Below are 20,219 nucleotides of genomic sequence, written 5' to 3' on the forward strand. Positions count from 1 at the left end.
CTAAAATCGTGCTTACAATCGCATAAGCTAAATGAATCTATCCTACTTTGCAGTAAGATTAACCTTAGTTTTACAATTCAAGAGTACGTATCTTCATGTTAAGTCATGTACTCTGATGTAGACAGAAAATAAATAACAAGCGGTTGGAAACACAATTATGATAACGACAAAGAAAAGTTTACTGGCCATCACGCTAGTAAGCGCCCTGGGCTTGGGCGTCGCACCTACTTTATACGCCCAAAACGACAGTGAAGAAAAAACAGAATCCGAGCTTGAAACGTGGGAAGTCAGCAACCCACCTTATGCGTTAAACGAAGTCACTATCAAAACAAACGAAACCACGTGGTCTAGCTTAGACGTTGCACCAAACGGCGAGTTTATGGTTTTTGACATGCTGGGCGACTTGTACAAAGTGAGCATGAGTGGTGGCGATGCGACCCCGCTGACCCAAGACTTCGCATGGAATATTCACCCTTCAATTTCTCCAGACGGTAAACAGATCGCATTTATCTCGGATAAAGATGGGTTAAGTAACGTATGGGTTATGGACATTGACGGCAGTAATCTTCGTCAGGTAACCAAAGAGAAAAGCAATCTTATCCACTCTCCTAAATGGAGCCCAGACGGCGAATACCTAGTGGTAACCAAAGGCATCATGTCTAGCCGTAGTATTCCTGCGGGCGAGATTTGGATGTACCACAAATCAGGTGGTGACGGCCTACAAATTAAAGCTCGTAACAGCGGAAAGCGCGACCAACAAAACATTGCTGACCCTGTATTCTCTCATGACGGCAAGTATATTTACTTTACCGAAAATACGGTTCCGGGCGCCCGCTTTGAATATAACCGCGACCCGTTAGAAGGCATTTTTGCTATCACTCGTTACGACCGCGAAACCGGCGAAGAGAGCCGCTATATTAGCGGTACGGGCGGCGCTGTGGTTCCTACGCCTTCACCTGACGGTAAATACATCGCTTTTGTGCGTCGCGTTAAAGATAGAACCGCGCTTTTCATTAAAGACATCAAGACAGGTGTAGAAACACCACTGACGTTAGAACTAGAGCGAGATATGCAGGAAGGCTTTGGTTCGGAAGGTTACTTTGCCTACTTCGACTGGATGCCAGACAGCAGCGAAATCGTATATTGGACAGGCGGTAAGTTCCACATTATCAACGTGAAAGGTAAAACCACCAGCACCATGGACGTGACCGTTGAAGGCACGGTGAAATTTGCCGATGCGTTACGTTTTGACGTAGATGTCGCACCTGATGAATTTGACGTTTGCATGATCCGCTGGTCTCAAATGTCGCCCAACGGTAAATCCGTACTCTTCCAAGCGTTAGGTAAACTTTATGTGCGCGACGTTAAATCTGGCAAAATTAAGCGTTTAACGAAACAAAACGACCATGACGAATACTATCCGCGCTTCTCTAACGACGGAAAGTCGATTGTTTATACGACATGGAATGACCAAGACCTAGGCACCGTTCGCGTGGTTTCTGCTCGTGGCGGGAAAGGAAAGGTTATTACCCAGCAGCCAGGTCACTACATTGAGCCGTCGTTCTCTGCCGATGGCGAGAAAGTCGTCTTCCGCAAGTTTACGGGCGGCTACTTATTAGACCCCAAATACTCGGTTGAGCCAGGAATTTACGTAGCAGATCTTGAAGAAGACACCGTAGAAAAAGTCTCTGAGGGCGGCTACAACGCGCATTTCGCGGGTAACGACGACCGAGTGTATTTCACCGAATCAGCGGGCGGCGAAGCTTACTACGAAACCCAGCTTTCAAGCGTTAACCTTAAGGGTAACGACAAGCGAACTCACCTTTACGGTGCAGATAAAGTAAGTGAGTACAAACTTTCACACGATAAGAAATGGGTTGCGTTTGTTTACCAATTCAAAACGTACGTGGCGCCGTTTGTCGAAAATGGCAAGCGCATCACCATAGGCCCGAACATGACCTCACTGCCGGTAACGCAGCTCTCAAGCCGTGCAGGTGAATACTTAACGTGGTCGCCTGACAATAGAACCCTTAGCTGGTTTAACGGCCCTACGCTATTTAGCCGTTCACTCGATGAAGCCTTTGCCTTTGTTGATGGCGCAGCGGAAACGCTGCCTGAGCCGGTAGCTGAAGGTATGGATTTGTCGTTTACCACTAAAGCTGACAAGCCATCTGGTTACAAAGCTTTGGTTGGCGGTAAAGTGGTAACCATGCGCGATGCCGACAACACCCAAGAGGTGATTGAAGATGGCGTTGTGCTGATTAAAGACAACCGCATTGAAGCAGTGGGTAAACGTGGCGATGTGACCATTCCTGATGATGCAATGAAAATAGACACAACGGGTAAAACCATTATCCCAGGGCTTGTTGATGCGCACGCTCACGGCTCGCAGGGCCGCAATGAGATTATTCCTCAGCAAAACTGGAGTCAGTACTCGAATGTGTCGTTCGGCGTAACAACCATTCATGATCCTTCAAACGACACGACAGAAATTTTTGCTGCGGCAGAATTACAGCGTAAAGGCGATATTGTTGCGCCACGTATCTACTCCACCGGCACGATTTTATACGGTGCAGAAGGACTAGGTTACAAAGCGATTATCAACAATTATGAAGATGCCTATTTCCACGTAGAGCGCTTGAAAGAAGCCGGTGCTATTTCAGTGAAAAGCTACAATCAGCCGCGTCGTGACCAGCGTCAGCAAGTGCTGTGGGCAGCAAAAAATCAAGAGATGATGGTAGTGCCTGAAGGAGGCGGTAAGCTTCAGCAGAATCTGACTATGTTGGTAGATGGCCATACGGGTCTTGAGCACAGCATTCCTGTGGAAAAAGGCTACAGCGACGTCACTCAACTATGGAAAGCCACGGAGTTCGGCTATACGCCAACCTTTGTTGTATCGTACGGCGGCATGATGGGTGAAGAGTACTGGTACGACAAAACTGAAGTGTGGAAGAACCCGCGTCTTCTTCGCTATACCCCGTCGACGATTCTAGACAGCCGTGCGATCCGCAGACCTACTGCGCCAGAAAATCAGTACAACCACCAAAACGTAGCAAGCTACGCCAAAGAGCTCCGAGATAATGGGGTCAGTGTACATATTGGTGCTCACGGACAGCGTGAAGGCTTAGCTGCTCACTGGGAGCTGTGGATCATGGAACAAGGCGGCTTCACGCCTTGGGAAGCGCTACGCGGCGGTACTATTGATGGCGCGAAACACCTAGGTATGGGCAAAGATCTTGGCAGTATCGAAAAAGGTAAACTTGCTGACCTAGTGGTGATTGATGGCGACGTATTAAGCGACATTAGAAAGAGTGAATTCGTAGAATACACTGTACTAAATGGACGCGTATACGAGTCGGCCACCATGAACGAAGTGGGCAGTAAGAAAAAACGCAAACCGTTCTTCTTTGAACAAGACAATGCCACCTTTATGCCGCAACAAACGGCAGATGATGTGGAAGCGAAAGCGCACCACTATCATTGGGAGCATTAATTCTGCGTCCAAAGGCCTGTAGTAATAAATAGCATAAACTAGTAGGCCTTAATTAACCCAACGCTAAAGCCGACGAAAGCTTCCTGTTTCGTCGGCTTTTTATTTTCTGAATATGAAAACTTACCTGTGCATGTTTAAAACTGAGTTTAGTCTTAAGTAAAAGAGTGGTATAACTGCTTTAAGGATGGAGGGTAATATATGAACCACCCCAAATCAGATTAAAAGGACTTATTTGCCATGCAGTATTATTTGCCACTAGCATTACTGCTTAACGCACTCATTTTTGCTTCAGCTGGCGCTCAAACGAGCGAAGCCCCTACCTATTATCAAGATTGCGCCGTTCTCGATTTTGGCGAACAAGATCTATCTACGATGACAGAAGCGGAGAAAATACAAGCGTTAGACGACTCCTTATTTGGCGCGCTAAACCAAAGCGAAGAATGCATGAACTCAGCGGCGCAATCGAGCGCACAAAGCGTAGCTAGCGCGGCGGGTCAAGGTACAGGGCAAGGCGCTGGTGCGGGTAATACCTCGAGCACATCATCTTCGGGGGCAGGCGCTGGGCAGTCTAGCTCACAAAGCAGCACTGCGTCTCAAGAATCATCGACGGATACACAAACAACCACTTCAAGTTCAGATCCTTCAAAACAGTCTGTTGGAGGACAAGCGAAAGGTGGAAGTTCAGCGGTATGTGACGCCGTAATTGCCGGCTTGCAAGGAGCAACAACTGAGTCTGAAAAGGCGCATTTCCAAGCATTAAAAGAGCAATACGGTTGTAAATAAAAAATCAGAGGAAGGAAAGGATATGTCTTCATTTAAACCCAAGGCCCTGTTTACCGTGGTCGCAACAGCATCGTTTATACTCTTGAGCGGATGTGGCTCAACGCAGACTAATGTCACCAGTGTAGGACCATCTATGGTAGGCCCAGGGGGCGGTCAGGCGTTAGGCGCGCAAAAAAATACCTACAACTACAACTCCGAAATTTATATGGATGTTGCCATACCTGTGTTTGACCCGGGCTTTCCTACAGAACGTGATGGCACTATCGATTACGATGAAATAGAAGAGGAAGGGATTTGGCCTCAAGTGCGTCGCTTAGAAGCTAACCGCTTTGCGATAGCAACCAAAGAAGCCCTAGGTGAAACCAAATCTTTCGGCAGCATTAACGTAACGCCAGATGCTTCTGCACTTGCCGATGTTTACGTGCTGGGCAAAATTAATTACTCAGATACTGAAACTGTAGAAATTGGCGTGAAAGTGATGGACGCTAAAAACACAGTATGGGGTGAAGAAGAATTTGAATACCGCGTAAGTGAAGGCTGGTATCGCGATGCCATGTCTCGCGGCGAAAACCCTAACGGCCCAGTTTTCGAGCAAATTGCAAAATTCGTTTATGATTTGCTTATAAAGAAATCCGATGCCTACAAGCAAGAAGTGCAAATGGTGTCAGACCTGCGCTACGCACAAATGTATAGCCCTGAGTCGTTTAGCCAATACCTTACTCAAGGCAGAAGAGGTGAGATTGAGCTAGTAAGTGCGCCTTCAGATAGCGATCCAATGCTTCGTCGCGTGCGCGCCATACAGGCAAAAGATGAACAATTTATAGATAGCCTTCAAGAAACCTATGATTCTTTTTGGGTAACCACTGAAGAGCCATACCGTAAGTACCAGAAAGAGACACTTCCTGAAGCCAAGAAAATCAGAGAACTTGAAGCAGAGCGCACCACACAACAAGTCACGGCAGGGTTATTCGCAGTCGCGTCAGTGCTTTTAGGCTCTAACTCTAGCTCAACGGCTGGTCAAGTAGCCGCTGCAGGTGCTGGTATTGCCGCAATTGGTACACTGAGCGAAGCAATCAAAACTAACAAAGAGCTTCACGCCCAACGGGATCTATTCGATGAAATGGGTCAAAACCTTGATATTCAGGTAGCCGATCAAATTGTTGAAATAGACAATCAACGAATTGAGCTTCAAGGCACAGCAAGCGAACAATACTACCAGCTTCGCGCTCGCCTTAAAGATATCTATGACATGGAATCCACACCAATGACTGCGCTATAAGCCCAGTCGTTGGTGTTATCAAAACCATTAAATAAGATATCTATTCTATTGTTAAGTTAGAGAGTAAAGGGTTACGCATGCCAAGCGTTGAGCAACAAATAGAGCAAAGCAGAGCAAAGAAAAAGGCACTCATAAAAAAGTCACTGCTCGGTTTTTCACTGGTCATGTTGATAGGCGTCGCAGGCGTGCTCCTTATCTCATATATGCCTACTGTCACATCGAACGTTACGGACGCCACGGATGACACAACAGCAGTACCCCAAACCGCAAAAGCTACACCCGCTGTGGAAGTTAATGCAGAAGAACGAAAAGCCCTTCAAATGGCGCTTAGCGAGTCAAAACAAAGTGTAAACGACTTGGTTAGTCGCGTTTCACACTCCCAGATGTTCTTAGAAAAAGCGAGTGAAGTTGAGCGCAAGTTGAATACTGCGTTTAATGAATATGGCGCGTCCAACTACAGCGCAGTTATAAATGCACTGGATGATATAAAGAGCTCAGTTGACACAATAAATACTGACTACGAAAACGCCTATACTCAACCTTATGAAGACGCCCTCCTTGCCTTCAATAACGGGAATGTTTCAAGCGCGTTTAACCTAAACAAAACGTCGTTAACGATAAACCCTGATTTCGAAAAAGCTAACATTTTGCAGCAACGCATTGATGTATTTGACGAGGTGCAAGACGCCTACGAGCAGGCACGCATTGGTAAGGTCGAGAACAACATCAGCAAACAGCGCGAAGCGTACGCAAAAATAGTACAGTTAGATCCTGCCCGTAAAGACGCACAGCAAGCACTTGATGCTATTAACCGGCAATTGCAAGACAGCCGATTTGATACGCTGCTAGCTCAGGCAAATCGAGCTATCGAGCAAGGTGACTACCCTGCTGCCGCAGAATTCCTCAATGACGCCAAAAGTCTAAAAGCTTCAAGCAGTGAGCTTGCCACCATTAGTAAAAAGCTCGCGTCTTTAATTGCTTCACAAGAGCAGCAGAAAATTGAAAATCAAGTCGCCTTGTTTGTCAGCGCAGATGAATGGCAAACCGTAAAGCTGCTAGCTAATAAAGGCCTCGCTAGCTTTCCAGCCAGCCCTGCTTTACTTGAGGCAAAACAAAATGCCGAAGCCATACTCGATGCAGAAAAAAGCTTGAGCGCTTACCAAAGGCGGCCAGAACGTTTATCGGATAACAACGTCAGAAATCTAGCCCTGCAAGACATTGCGCGAGCAGGTTCACATGCAGAAAAGAGCGCAAAACTGCGTGCCCAAATATCTTCACTTGAGCAAGTGATCGACAATATCAATCAGCCCCGTTCCGTAACAATAACGTCGGATAACGATACCTATATTAAGGTACTTGGAGTAGGCCTCGTGGGGGAAGTAAAAACAAAAACCATTCAGCTGAAACCTGGTACATATCGCATTGAAGGGAGCCGCGAAGGTTATCGCTCAACCATTCAAGAGATTGTTGTTTCACCGTCAGACACCAACCTATCAGTACATGTTGTATGTACTGAAAAAGTATAAGGACCTATCTAGTGAGCAGTATTGATGACGCCATTGCCAAAGGAAAGAAGCGAAGAAAGGGCGTTGCTATAGCTTCATTAATAGGACTGGCCGCCGTTCTCGTTGTTTATTTTGGCTGGCTGTTTCTAACCAAAGGTTATGCCTTTGCGGTTTCTCCAGAACGTGCAGCACAAAATCCGCAATTTGCTGTTTTAAGTGGTAGTGCGATGTTCATCAGTGACAAGCTTTACGTGTTTGGTAGCCATGCCAAAGTCCAGGTTTCGGCCCCAAAATATCAAGACGCCACGGTTGTTATTAACAACAACTCGCCAAGCACTATTAATGTTACGCTCGTTCCTTTACCCGCAAAAATCACCCTATCAACCTCCCCTTCGTTGAGTGAAATAACCTGGCATTTAAACGCTGAGAAAGTAGCGGTATCGAGAACCTACGTAACGGAATTAAAAAAGGGCAGCTACAGAGCGAGCGCCAGTCATCCGCATTATGAAACGGGTGAGATCCAATTTGATGCAGATATCGCGCAGGAAATTGAACAAGTTATTTCACTTTCTCCAGTTAAGGGCGCAATTAGCATAAACTCAAGCCCTTCTGGTGCCAATGTTTCCCTTGACGGTAAAGATATGGGTGTCACGCCACTTTCTATTAATATGAATGGCGGTAAGTACGAAATTGTCGTGACGAAGTCAGGGCTAGAGCCATTGGAAGACACCATTGAAGTCACTAGCCAACGCCCTAACCCGACAAGAAACTATAACCTTCAACCCCTTCAAGCACAGATAACAGTTTCGACAGACCCTCAAGGCGGCGTACTTACAGTAAATAATAAACCGACTGATACAAGATCTCGTGTGGATGCGAATACGCCACATATCGTCAAGTATGAAAAAACCGGATTCATTTCACAAAGCCAGCGGATCACGCTAGCTCCCGGCGAGAACAAAGCGCTTACCTTCAACCTTCAAGAAGAGCGAGGACAAGTGAATATAAGCGCGTCGTTAAGTGCAAAAGTTTTCATCGACGGTTCACCTAAAGGTCAAACGCCGCTTAATTTAACGCTTCAAGCTTTACCGCACACAGTAACATTCGAACGTGAAGGATATCGCAGTGTTACCAAGACTATTACACCTAGTGCAAACAAGCCGGTGAAAGTACACGCTGATATGCTTACAGAGTTTGAAGCAAGACGGCGTGAAGGTAAGCCGCTTTTTGCAAATACACTGGGTATTCAACTTTCGCTTGTTACACCCAAAGCCTTCACTATGGGCTCTCCTGCAAACGAAAAGGATCGCCAGCGCAATGAAACGCAAAGAGACGTATCTTTTTCGCGTAAATTCTGGATGTCTAATCACGAGGTTACTCAGGCGCAGTTCGCCGCGTTCGCAGGGAAAGGGCCTAGCAGCAAGCTACCGATCACGAATGTTTCGTGGAGTGATGCGGTTGCGTTTACAAATTGGCTAAGCGAGAAGGAAGGACTAACACCGTTTTATGTTGTTCAAAATGGCAGAGTAACGGGTATTGATAAAACCTCGAAAGGCTATCGTTTACCTACGGAAGCCGAGTGGGAATTCGTTGCAAAAATGAATCGCCGAGCATCACCAACAATCTTTGTTTGGGGTAATCAGTTTAGGCTTCGCGATAAACAAGGTAACTTCGCTGATGCATCGCTAAGTGGGAAACAGACCTTCATTTTAAAAGACTACGATGACGGATTTGTCGACAAAGCCCCTGTTGGTTCGTTCAAAGCTGAACGCGGTGGATTCTACGATTTAGATGGCAATGTGCGTGAGTGGGTCCACGATGTTTACCAGAATTCACCATCAAACCAGTCTGGTACTTTTGACGACTACCTAGGCCCTGTTGGACAAGGTAAACACGTAGTAAAAGGCGCGTCGTTTCAAACGGGTCGGCTTAAAAATATTCGCGCAAGCGCGCGCAGCGGTGAGACTGAACCTGCTGACGATATAGGCTTTCGCATAGCGAGATACGAGAATTAATATGAAAAAGAAACTGATCATTGCTGCAGTATTGTTGGCCATTGCGGGCACCGCAAGTGCGTACTTTGTATCGTTAGATTCGCCGCAAGACTTTCCAACTAACATTTAACTATCAAGGAATGATGATGAATAAAGAGAATACGTTGTCAATGAACCCCAGCTTTCTTGTAAGTGGCGGGGTCTTTCTATTTATATTTGCCTTGGTACATTTCCTATTTGCCGGTGTCATTCGCCCCGCGGCCGAAAAAGTCATGGCAACGGCTGGCACAGCGTCCCTATCCTCTTTCTGGGTTATTCTTAAAGATATCGAGCAACAGGTTTGTATCTCGCTGATGCTGTTTTGCATTTTCCTAATGGTTTACAAACTTTGGAAGCTGCTGGATGAAGAAGAGATTTACTCACGAGACTTACTGCCTGAGCACAACAAAGATACGCCACTAAATGTAGATAAAGCGTTAGATGAGCTTTCGTCTTCATCTTATAGCGACACCCCCGCATACAGCACGTGGATAAACTGCATTAGACGCTTTAAAAACACACAGAACGTGCAGCATGCTGCCGATGCAATCCACGCTTCGGTAGAAAATATTGCTGCCCAGCTTGAAAGTGGTAATAACGTGATTCGCTACATAATCTGGGCTATTCCTTCGATTGGTTTCGTTGGCACTGTTCGCGGTATTGGCGCAGCCCTTGCGCAAGCAGACGCAGCCCTGGATGGTGATATCGCGGGAATGACGGCTTCGCTGGGCGTTGCGTTCAACTCTACGCTCGTCGCGCTTTTTATATCGCTTATTCTAATGTTGTTAATGCACCTGTTAAATGGTCGCCAAGACACTATGGTAATTCGCACACAAGAGTCTTGTGAACACCACCTTCTGTCACACCTTCACAACTAATTAGGCGAGACAGTAATGCCTAAAGTGCGTAAAGCCGAAGACGGATTTAACCTGGCGTTTTTAGACGTTATGGCCTGTGGCCTTGGCGCGGTTATTCTTATTTTCATTCTGGTCGACTTTAAAGCGTTTACACCTACACCAACTGAAGAGAAAGAAAAATTAGAGCAGGAACTCGCCGCAGCAGAGCAAGAACAACAAAAACTCAAAAAGTCGATTGACGAGTTAAACGATAAAATTGCCCTTGAGTCAGCGAAACAAGACGATGCTCAGCAAGCGCAAGCAGATACAACGCAAGACCAGTCAAAACTACTGCAAGATATCTCTACAGAAATGGCAGTAGTGGCTGATCTTGAAAACCAGCTAGCCGCATTGTCTAAAGAAGTAGAAAAGTCAGCCAACATTCAAATGCAAGGTACCGGCGAACAGAATTACATCACTGGCATGAAAATAGAAGGCCCGGAAATAGGTCTGCTAATTGACAAAAGTGCGTCAATGATGGGCGATAACTTGGTGGATATTTTAGGCAAGTTAGCGTTGAGTGATAACCAGAAGGTCTCTACGCCGAAGTGGATACGCACCAAACGGGTAGCTCAATGGATGCTCGCGCGAGTCCCTTTAGAATCAAGAGTCACCGTAGTGACTTTTTCAGACACCGCTACCACACTAGGCCTTCGTGATGTAAATAGTGCCAAAGTCAGCGGCTCGATGAACGCCATAGTTAAAGACCTCGGTGCCGTCGTCCCCAATGGAGGAACAAACCTTCAAGAAGGTTTAAGCATTTTATTTAAGGCTAACCCAAACATCACCGATGTGTATATTGTCACCGATGGCCTTCCTACCTTGGGTGACGGACTACCTATGAGCTGCAAAAGCTTCATTAGTAGTAAAAAATCAATTTCATCAGATTGCCGTAAGACCTTATTTGTTGAAACCGTTAAGCGCGCTAAGAAAGGCGTGCATTACAATGTGATTTTGCTGCCCATTGAGGGCGATCCTTTTGCTTCACCTATGTACTGGGAATGGACCCGCGCAACAAGCGGCACTTTCCTATCACCTGCTCCGGAGTGGCCTTAATGCGCAAAATTCAACGAGCTCCCGTTGAGGTATTCAACATTGCCTTTCTCGACATAATTTCCTGTGCTTTCGGCGCCGTAGTCATGCTGGTGCTTCTGGCCAAAAATGGTACTGAAGACAGCGAGCGCGGCCCTAGTAACGTAAGCGTTCTTATTGACCAGGTATTACAGGCTCAAGTTGATGTTGAAACGCTCAAAGGCGCACTGTCAGATAAGCTACAAGAACTGAAAGCAGCACAAAGCAAAACCGCTTCCGTCACGGAACAGAAAGACAATTTAGACTCATCGATACCACGCGCACAACAAACCATTAATCAACTGAAGGACAAAGCTTCGTCGCTGCGTAACGAAATACGCCAAGCAACCGCTATGTTAAATACGCCGAATCCGACAGATACGCCTGACGATGATGTTGGTGGAATTCCCACCGATGCTGAGTACGTTATTTTTGCTATCGATAACTCGGGTTCCATGTCCTCTGGCAGTGGTTGGAATCGCGTGATCACCATCGTAAACGACATTTTAAAAAACCATCCTAAAATGAAAGGTTTTCAGATTATGTCTGCTGACGGAAGCTTTATGTTTTCCAGTAGAGCTGGGCAATGGCTAGATGACAGACAAACAATGAGAGATACCGCAATGAGCCAAATGAAGAGCTTTAAAGGAGGGGCGAGTCAGCCTGAAGCGGGGATCCTTAAAGCCATCAAGCTGTATAAAAACACCAAAGGGCGCGTGAGTCTTTACGTGTTTGGTGATGATTATCAAAGGCCGAATTTAGATCAGATTGTAAGTCAGATTACCCAAGCTAACCAAGGTGCCAATGGACAGCCTGTTATTCGTATACACGGCGTAGGCTTTAGCCGAAGTAATGGAAACGCACAGCGCTTTAGTGCATTTATGCAGGCGGTAGCGAAGCGAAACCGAGGCGCTTTCATCGGCCAATATTTTTAGTCTCTATTGGCCGATGAATCGCCTCGTTGGCCAAGGTTTTATCTGTTTCGGCCATACTGTTCGTGTGACGACACCCAGTCTGACGAACTTATGGCTGATGCTAGTGATATCTCTCCAGCCAACACCACAGACGCCACAATTTCTGCAAATTTATACACGCGATCTCGCCCGTAGCAATCCAGCAACTCTAAGCACTCGCGCTGTGTACCTATTCCTGTACCACCGCCATACGTCGCTACGATGAGCGATGGAATGGTAATAGACACGTACAGGTCACCGTCGTCTGTTAATTCTGAATACATCATTGCCGCCGACGATTCAGATACATTTGCAACATCCTGCCCTGTGGCGATAAACATAGCAGTAATACCGTTTGGTGAATGCAGACCCGTGTTATTCACACCGGACAAGAAAGATCCTACGCCAGCTACACGGCCGTGATAATCTATCTGTTTGGGGTCTACGCGCATTACTTCTAATAAATGTTCGCGTTTAATAGTGGCTTCAGCTGTCACCCGTTTACCACGGGTACGCATAATATTTATTTGTGAGGCCTTTTTGTCTGTAGCAAAGTTAGACTCAAGGTAGAAATTCTCTATCCCCTCATAATGATCGAGTATCCACCCGCATGCTGCGAAGGTAGCACGGCCAACCATGTTTTGACCCGCTGCGTCACCGGTCTTAAAGTTAAAACGCAAAAACGCAAATTTGTTCGATAGGAAATGGTCGATATACGTCAGCTTAGCAATACTTGAGGTCGCTTCTGCTTCTTCTTTAATCTTCTCAAAGTTTGCTTTAATCCACTTAACGAAATCTCGGGCACCCCGTGCATTTTCAAAAATAAATACAGGGGCTCGCTGCATAGCATCGTCGACGACCGTTGCCGTTACGCCACCGCTCATGTTAAGCAGCTTCATGCCTCGGTTATACGATGCCACCAGCGTACCTTCGGTTGTCGCTAACGGCACGACAAACTCCCCTTGTGCATGCTCTCCGTTTATCTTCAACGGCCCTGCAATACCGATAGGAACCTGCGCCACGCCAATAAAATGCTCAATATTCCCCTTAAGTGCTTGCGGATCGATTGAGTACTTACCTACGTGATCAATTTTCTTTCCGGTGGCGCTTTCGAAATATTCTTGGCGTGTTTTTATAATACTTTCGCCGTAGTCATCCATGTCGTCACGAGGAATAAAAGCGCTGCGTTGTCCTGGCGCAGTAATATTGTCTTCCACTTCAAATTTAAGCTTTCCAAAAGGCGAAGCAGAAAAGCAAATACCCAGTTTTCGCTTTTCTGGGCACGGCGCTTCATCAATATCTAAATGCACGGTAATGGTTTGACGCAAGCCAAAGGGCTCTCCGTCTGATTTATTTAATGCTTCTACGGAAATACTGGAGTCGGGAGTTAACTGGAGTGAAATTTTATGCTCTGGAATTTTTTCGCCATCAAGAGATATCCACTTTACTTCTTTAATGGTTGCGTCTTTCAATCTGTTTTTCAGAGAAAAAGATAAGCCTTTATCTGTCTTCGTAAGACTTGCGCGTGTATAGAGTTGCTTTAAAAGTATGCTGGGCACAAACATGAGGCTTCCTTCTGTGTGTTTTTACCGTGTTATTTTCATATTCCTTTGTTTTTTATAGCACATTCTTTATACAGCTCTATGACTTCTTTGTATTTTACTGGCAATTATTTGTGTCTGAATCACTTCTAAATTTGAGCCAGCCGCTTTCAAAAATGCGCCAACACCAGTGAAACCGTGTGCTACTGAAATATAGACCTTAGCAGTAATTCATCAAGTTCCCAACCCACCTAAAGTGAACACCGTCACCGCAGTAATGTTGACCACAAGGTGTCTGGTAGTAACAAAACGGAGGCGTCATGGACTGTGATGCCAAGGAGAAAAAGCCTAAACGGAAGTGGCAGCCAGATACCTTTAACGTGGTTTAACCAAAGCGAGATAAATACAAAAAAGTCAATAACACAAGGAATGGAAATGAGAACAGGGCTGTTTAGAAAGGAAGTCATTGATGAGCAATCAAATGCAGTTGAAGGGCGTTTTTTGATGACACCGCAGCCTGTTTATTCTGCCATTGCAGGATTGCTTGTTGTTTGGATTGTGGCGCTCATAATTTATTTAAATACCGAGAGCTATTCACGCAAGACGTCAGTAAGTGGATGGCTAGAACCAAGCCACGGCGTGTTTAAGCTTTATGCAGATGCAAGACGTGGAAAAGTGCTGGAGGTGTTAGTCAGCGAAGGGCAGTTAGTTAATAAGGGAACACCGTTAATAACGATTAACTACAGCAGCGATGATGCATTAGGTAACAGAGTTAGTACGCAACTGCTTATGGAACTTGAAGCGAAGCAAAGTCGAACGCATCAAAGTATTCAACGCCTTCGCGCGTTACATCATGCACAGCAACAACGATTAGAAGAGCAGCTAGTCCAAGCCAAGCAAACATTATCAGCTTTAAACGCAATTGTTGAACTGTCTCAAGCTCAGTGGGCATTGGCTTTTAAGCAGTGGGAAAAAGCACAAACCTTATTAAGCCAAGGGCACTTAAGCCAAGCAGACTTTGAAAACCGTACTCTCCAACGACTAACCGCTGAGCAACAACTCACGTTAGCCCAAAAAGATCAAAATGACGAACGGGCAAAGATAACAGCACTTAATCATGAGCTTGTCACTTTGCCTCAGCAACAGGCCAATGAAATCGCGAACGTGGAGAACACCTATAGCGACCTTACTCAACAAATCGTGAGCCATAAAAGTAACGCAGAGGAAACAATTTATGCGCCTCATAGTGGCGTGATATCAGGTCTTCACGTAAAGACGGGATATACCATTGATAGTTCTCGCCCGCTTCTTACTTTGCTTCCTAAAAACGCCGACATTCAAGCGCGCATCGCCGTTCCGGTGCGTTCTGCAGGATTTTTACGCAAGGGCCAGGCCTTACATATTCGATATGACGCTTTTCCCTATCAAAAGTTTGGCGTGCAGTCTGGCGAGATAGTAAAAATCTCTCCTTCGCTTGTGCTACCTGGTGAGCTTACGGATGTGCCCATTTCAATAAGCGAACCTGCCTATCTTGTTACTGCAAAGATCACCACCGATGAGATTATGGCTTATGGAAACAATATTTCATTGAAAGCTGGGATGACATTTTCTGCAGACGTAGATCTAAGTCAACGTACGTTGATGGAGTGGTTAATGGAACCACTGTATAGCATTACTGGGAAGCTGTAATCATGATGAACATTACGCACCCACTTTCAACGCAAAGCCTTTATACAAAAAAGCGTGTGCCCGTTGTACTACAAAGCGAAGCAGCTGAGTGTGGACTTGCTTGTATGACTATGATTGCGCAGTACTATTCTGATAAACGTGATCTAAATGCTCTACGTCAGACTATGTCTGTGTCTCTACGAGGCACTACGTTAAAAGACGTAATGCACATTGCCAGTGATTTGGGTTTCCAAACCCGCGCCATCAAGATAGAAATGGAGCACTTAGCGCAATTATCTTGCCCTGCAATTCTACATTGGAACATGAATCACTTTGTTGTATTAACTAAAGTGAAGGGAAAAACCCTTACCATTCACGACCCCGCGCTTGGAGAAAGAAAACTCACTTATTCTGAGGCGTCGAAGTACATTACCGGTATTGCACTTGAAGTCACGCCTAGCGACACATTTAGTCCCAAGAAGTCCGCGCCACGTTTGGGTCTTAGTCAATTCTTCACTCGAACAACAGGATTTAAGCGCAATCTTCTAACCCTTTTTGCGTTATCGATTGTGTTGCAGTTATTTGCACTTGCTTCACCCTATTACATGCAAACAGTCGTAGATGATGTATTGATTTACAACAACGATGCATTACTGAAAGCGCTGGCAATAGGGTTTGCCCTGCTACTAATAATAGAAACTTTTACTAGCGGGATAAGAAAGTTCGTTATTCTGTCGGTGTCGTCTCGCCTTCAGCTTCAAATGTCGGCGTCGGTATTTAAGCACTTATTATCGCTTCCCTTGGACTACTTCGACAAGCGACATATTGGCGATGTGGTATCCCGCTTTGGCTCACTGGCGAGTATTCGTGAGTTCCTAACCACCGGCCTGGTTACTGCGCTGTTAGACGGGCTCATGGCAGTGATCACACTAGCAGTAATGATTTTATATTCGCCCAAACTCACTCTGGTTGTAGTGGCAATCATGCTTGCCTACCTCGCCGTTCGTCTTGGACTGCTGCCGTTTATTAAACGTCTTACCACTGAACGCATTGCGCTTGCAGCATTAGAACAAAGTCACTTTATGGAAAGCGTACGCGCTATCCTACCTATTCGCGTATACAGCCAAGAAGTACAGCGCCACGGACAGTGGCAAAACAAGCTTGTCGCCACGCTAAACAAAGACATCACTCTTGGAAAGATCAACATAGGCAGCGCACTGACCAATCAGCTATTGTTTGGCGCTGAAAATTTGGTCGTTGTGTATATTGGTGCCAGCCTGGTTATGGAAGGAACCCTTTCGATAGGGATGCTGCTGGCATTTATGGCGTACAAAGCTCGCTTTGTCAGCGCATTAGATGGCGTAGTTAACAAGCTGATTGAGCTTAGTATGTTAGGTGTTCACTTCAACCGCTTAAGCGACATTTTACTTACATCATCACAACAGAAGCCTCTGTCGTTAAAAACTAAGGACGATACATTTGAAAAACAAAGCGTTCATTTTAGCAATGCAGACGTTCCCAACTCATCCACGTCCAACTCACTTGCACCTAACGTTTTAACGCCTGATGGCGCAAGTACGCCCTCGCTTCTTGATGCCAAAACTCGCCCTATAGCGCTTAAAGCGACGGCGCTCAGTTATCGCTACAGTGAAACCAATGCATGGGTGTTTAAAAATCTAATCTTCTCGGTACATAGCGGAGAGATCGTCGCAATCACTGGCGATAGCGGCTGTGGAAAAAGCACAATGCTTAAGTGCCTGATGGGACTGTACCCTGTTTCTGAAGGCAATATCGAACACCCAAGCTCTACAAACCCAGTCATCGCGTCAGTGCTTCAGGAGGATACCTGTTTAAGCGGCACCATCGCGCAAAATATCTGTTGTTTTGAAGAAGCTCCCGACCTCAAGAAAATGGTTTACGTCGCTCAGCTTGCCTGTATCCATGAAGACATCATGCAGATGCCTATGCAATACCACTCCTTGGTCGGTGATATGGGTAGCAGCTTAAGTGGTGGTCAAAAACAGCGTCTGCTTCTTGCAAGAGCGCTTTACCAAGAGCCAGACATTTTATTTTTAGACGAAGCAAGCAGTCACCTAGATATGGAAAACGAGGCTCAGATAAATCATCACCTTAAGTCTCTAAATATGACGCGAATTATTGTGGCACATCGGCCTCAATCAATTGCCATGGCAGACAAGGTTTATCGTCTGGAAAACGGCAACTTACATCTATGCCCTCCCACTGAAGTAACAGGAAGCGCAACATCAGGTAAACACGGAGAAACACTATGAAAACACATGAAATCAGAGAACCCGCAGTATTGATGACAGCAGCTGAACGCATGCAAATAGATGCGAACGGCATTACCGCCCGGAACAGCGTTATCCCCATTGACTGTTTATCAAAACGCGAACTACAAGTTGCACACAAAATAATGGAAGGACGCTCAAATAAGGTTATTGCCTCAGAGCTATTCATCAGTGAAAGGACCGTCAAATTTCACTGCGCCAACATTTACAAAAAGCTCAACATTAGCAACCGTTCTGTGCTTATTGCCTGCTGTTTTAGAACCCTTTACCAAGAAGTGGCTTCGCTGTAAGCGTGTCCACTTCATTACTCACCACGCCACTACAAGGAGCGTACATTATGAAAAACCATCCATTAACTCAGAACCAACCAGCAAATACTAAGCTTGCTACCGTTGCTGAATCTCAGCTATTTGAGGTATCCGGCGGACTACGAGCTCGCCTAAGTGAAAGTGTGCCGGTAGTCGGTCCAACACCTAAAGAGCCCGTTTACATAACCATGGCTATTGGTGAAGGCGGCGGCAAACTACCTGATATTTTGTCGTAACTTACCGCTTATCAAAGTCAACACATGGATACGGTTTAGACAGTATCCCATGTGTTGCTTTAAGGGCTACTAGATTCTATGAACACTTAAAACGCTAGCAAGGAACGCAAATGCACGTCGCACTACTAGGCAGTGAGCAAGACCCACAAATTCAACATATAGCCAAAGCACTTCACCAAAATAACACGCCCTTTTATTTCGCCAATACGCAACATTTTGGTTCTACTTGGAAGATCAGCTATGACCCTGACTTCGATGACGGGCTAATTCATTTCAATTCGCCTTCACTTTGCGACCAACCTAGAGTTACGTTCTCGAATACCCAGGCCGCTTATTGGCATGAGTACCTACCTGGCATACCGCTAAAAGCCCCTCGTGATAATGCTAAAAACGATGCCAGTGCAGATGCTCAAACACAAGGTGATAGACCTCATGATGGTGAATCTACTTTGCTAGAAAACGCAGGGTGGGTTGAGCAGGAGCGAGCAAGTACGCTACTTTGCTGGTTCAGCTATAGCGACATTAAATGGGTGAACTCTATCGACGCTGTTCGAAGCCACCAGTGTAAACCTTATCAATCGCGTATTGCTGGCAAACTAGGAGCACATATTCCCTACACCTTTGTTGGCAATGCACCCGAGGTTGCTTCGCAGTTTTGTAACAATATGCGAGACGTTATTTACAAGCCCGTACGCGGCGGTCGAACTGCGCAGTTTGTGAATAAACAACCAAACATGCGCCCGTTACTCAATGCGCTTTTAGGTGAACGCCCTGTTACCTTTCAAAAATATATTGCAGGCGTGAATGTACGAAGCTATGTGCTTGGCAATGACGTACTCAGCGTACAAATCGACTCAAGTGAATTAGATTACAGGAATGACGACAATGCGAGCGTATCGGTGATCCTAGTCCCCAGCGACGTTAAGCAGTTAGCTATCAAAATATGCAAAGCATTAGGTATGCACTGGTGTGCTATCGACTGGCGTAAAAGTGCGAAGGGAAAATACTTTTTTCTAGAGGCCAACCCCAGCCCTTACTTCCTAAAAGTAGAGAACGATACCGGTCTAGATATAACAGAAAAATTGGTAGCACTGCTGGTGAAGACTTCGTAGTAGCAAGCAGGACGTTTAGAGGCTAATTGGGTTTCCAAAACAAATTTGCGATTGTTTAGAAGCCTTTACGTAATCATTGACAATACCCCAACAACCTATCAATATGATAGGATGAATTTCAAAAGGCATTCATGGCTAATCACAATCCCCAAGGAATTAATGAATTCCCTCTTACAGAGGAAACTGCCAGAAAAATAATGAATGACCTCGCAGAAAACTATACTCACCGGATTCGGTGGACTAAACATGTTAAACAGCGCATGCATGAGCGAGGAATCACTACAGGTCAGGTGATCACTTTATTAAAAAGTAAGCACTCAGTATTTAGAGAGGGGCCATATCTTGATATTTCTGGAGATTGGAAATTTAATTTGAAAGGTTTAGCTGCGGGCAAAGTTATCGAACTCACTGTTGCACTTAAAAATCATCATGATAGTCCAATGTCATTTCTAATTACTGTATGGATAAGTTGAGAGGGTAAAATGTACCATTACACTGAAAGCGGGTTATCAAATGTATACCTGAAAAACGGTGTTACCGTTGAAGTTGTAGACGGTGAAGAATATACAAGCATTGACGATATGAACGGTCTTCATAGTGCGATAGCACAGACAATTGTTAATACCAACAAGCCTCTTGCTCATGATGAGTTTAAATTCTTACGTGTAGAACTAAATGTTTCTCAAAAAATGCTGGCGAATCGTTTCGGTGTTGATGAACAGACCATTGCGCGTTATGAGAAAGGTCAAACAAAAATTCCACGGACAACAGATGCTGCCTTAAGAGCCTTATACATGGAAAGCCAAGAGAAGAATAATCCCGTAAGTTACTTTCTTGATTTACTAGCAAATACCCAAGCGGAAGAAGCTGCAAAAATAATTCGTCTTGAAGAAGTCGAAGACCATTGGGAAAAAGTAGAATGGTAAAAAAGCCGACTTAACGTCTAATGCCGATCAGTTAAGAAAATTTTCATGATCGGTTGACCGATCTTTTTAAGGCTTCAAAATCCGATATCAGTCTCTGGTATCGGAT

General features: G+C 45.4%; 16 protein-coding genes. 15 read left to right on the plus strand and 1 reads right to left on the minus strand.

The window, feature by feature from the left end; all coding sequences use genetic code 11:
* The first annotated feature begins 157 nt into the window (after nt 1-157).
* The 8 genes from BIZ39_RS09865 to BIZ39_RS09900 all read left to right on the plus strand — a co-directional run bounded on the left by BIZ39_RS09865 (nt 158) and on the right by BIZ39_RS09900 (nt 11,995).
* The gene (locus BIZ39_RS09865; protein WP_187446881.1) at nt 158-3,493 is read left to right on the plus strand and encodes an amidohydrolase family protein; all 3,336 of its coding nucleotides are present in this window, start codon (nt 158-160) and stop codon (nt 3,491-3,493) included.
* Between the two features lie 237 nt (nt 3,494-3,730).
* Complete coding sequence (locus BIZ39_RS09870; RefSeq protein ID WP_187446882.1) at nt 3,731-4,276, plus strand: hypothetical protein; 546 nt, start codon at nt 3,731-3,733, stop codon at nt 4,274-4,276.
* Between the two features lie 22 nt (nt 4,277-4,298).
* Complete coding sequence (locus tag BIZ39_RS09875; protein WP_014950954.1) at nt 4,299-5,555, plus strand: hypothetical protein; 1,257 nt, start codon at nt 4,299-4,301, stop codon at nt 5,553-5,555.
* A 77-nt stretch (nt 5,556-5,632) separates the two neighbouring features.
* A complete protein-coding gene (locus BIZ39_RS09880) occupies nt 5,633-7,081 on the plus strand; it encodes a hypothetical protein (RefSeq protein ID WP_069945062.1) in 1,449 nt (482 codons plus the stop codon).
* 11 nt (nt 7,082-7,092) lie between these two features.
* Entirely contained in the window at nt 7,093-9,075 is a 1,983-nt protein-coding gene (locus BIZ39_RS09885) for an SUMF1/EgtB/PvdO family nonheme iron enzyme (RefSeq protein ID WP_168463403.1), read from the plus strand.
* A gap of 125 nt (nt 9,076-9,200) precedes the next feature.
* A complete protein-coding gene (locus BIZ39_RS09890) occupies nt 9,201-9,971 on the plus strand; it encodes a MotA/TolQ/ExbB proton channel family protein (protein WP_014977564.1) in 771 nt (256 codons plus the stop codon).
* Nucleotides 9,972-9,986: 15 nt separating this feature from the next.
* Entirely contained in the window at nt 9,987-11,045 is a 1,059-nt protein-coding gene (locus tag BIZ39_RS09895) for a VWA domain-containing protein (RefSeq protein WP_187446883.1), read from the plus strand.
* Nucleotides 11,045-11,995: a VWA domain-containing protein gene (locus tag BIZ39_RS09900; protein WP_187446884.1), complete on the plus strand. Its 951-nt coding sequence runs from the start codon at nt 11,045-11,047 to the stop codon at nt 11,993-11,995. Before BIZ39_RS09895 ends, BIZ39_RS09900 begins: the two co-directional genes overlap by 1 nt.
* Nucleotides 11,996-12,033: 38 nt before the next feature.
* Here the strand turns inward: BIZ39_RS09900 and BIZ39_RS09905 are convergent, their stop codons facing one another.
* Nucleotides 12,034-13,578 carry a hydroxymethylglutaryl-CoA reductase gene (locus tag BIZ39_RS09905; RefSeq protein ID WP_039226763.1) on the minus strand — a complete coding sequence of 515 codons (1,545 nt, stop codon included), beginning with the start codon at nt 13,576-13,578 and terminating at the stop codon, nt 12,034-12,036.
* Between the two features lie 411 nt (nt 13,579-13,989).
* Here BIZ39_RS09905 and BIZ39_RS09910 point away from each other — a divergent pair, with 411 nt between their 5' ends.
* From BIZ39_RS09910 to BIZ39_RS09940, 7 genes are all read left to right on the plus strand, one after another.
* Complete coding sequence (locus BIZ39_RS09910) at nt 13,990-15,243, plus strand: HlyD family secretion protein (RefSeq protein WP_187446885.1); 1,254 nt, start codon at nt 13,990-13,992, stop codon at nt 15,241-15,243.
* Nucleotides 15,244-15,245: 2 nt separating this feature from the next.
* A complete protein-coding gene (locus BIZ39_RS09915; RefSeq protein WP_187446886.1) occupies nt 15,246-17,513 on the plus strand; it encodes a peptidase domain-containing ABC transporter in 2,268 nt (755 codons plus the stop codon).
* A complete protein-coding gene (locus BIZ39_RS09920; RefSeq protein WP_014950963.1) occupies nt 17,510-17,821 on the plus strand; it encodes a helix-turn-helix domain-containing protein in 312 nt (103 codons plus the stop codon). Before BIZ39_RS09915 ends, BIZ39_RS09920 begins: the two co-directional genes overlap by 4 nt.
* Nucleotides 17,822-17,868: 47 nt before the next feature.
* Nucleotides 17,869-18,075: a hypothetical protein gene (locus BIZ39_RS09925; protein WP_014977570.1), complete on the plus strand. Its 207-nt coding sequence runs from the start codon at nt 17,869-17,871 to the stop codon at nt 18,073-18,075.
* 110 nt (nt 18,076-18,185) lie between these two features.
* Nucleotides 18,186-19,187 (plus strand): RimK family alpha-L-glutamate ligase, encoded by a 1,002-nt coding sequence (locus BIZ39_RS09930; protein ID WP_014977571.1) that lies wholly within the window; start codon nt 18,186-18,188, stop codon nt 19,185-19,187.
* Between the two features lie 131 nt (nt 19,188-19,318).
* The gene (locus tag BIZ39_RS09935) at nt 19,319-19,660 is read left to right on the plus strand and encodes a DUF4258 domain-containing protein (protein WP_061096005.1); all 342 of its coding nucleotides are present in this window, start codon (nt 19,319-19,321) and stop codon (nt 19,658-19,660) included.
* Nucleotides 19,661-19,669: 9 nt separating this feature from the next.
* Complete coding sequence (locus tag BIZ39_RS09940) at nt 19,670-20,113, plus strand: helix-turn-helix domain-containing protein (RefSeq protein WP_014950967.1); 444 nt, start codon at nt 19,670-19,672, stop codon at nt 20,111-20,113.
* The last annotated feature ends 106 nt before the right edge of the window (nt 20,114-20,219 follow it).

Origin of the sequence: Alteromonas sp. BZK5 (assembly GCF_014349115.1) — a bacterium.
GTDB classification, from domain to species: domain Bacteria; phylum Pseudomonadota; class Gammaproteobacteria; order Enterobacterales; family Alteromonadaceae; genus Alteromonas; species Alteromonas macleodii.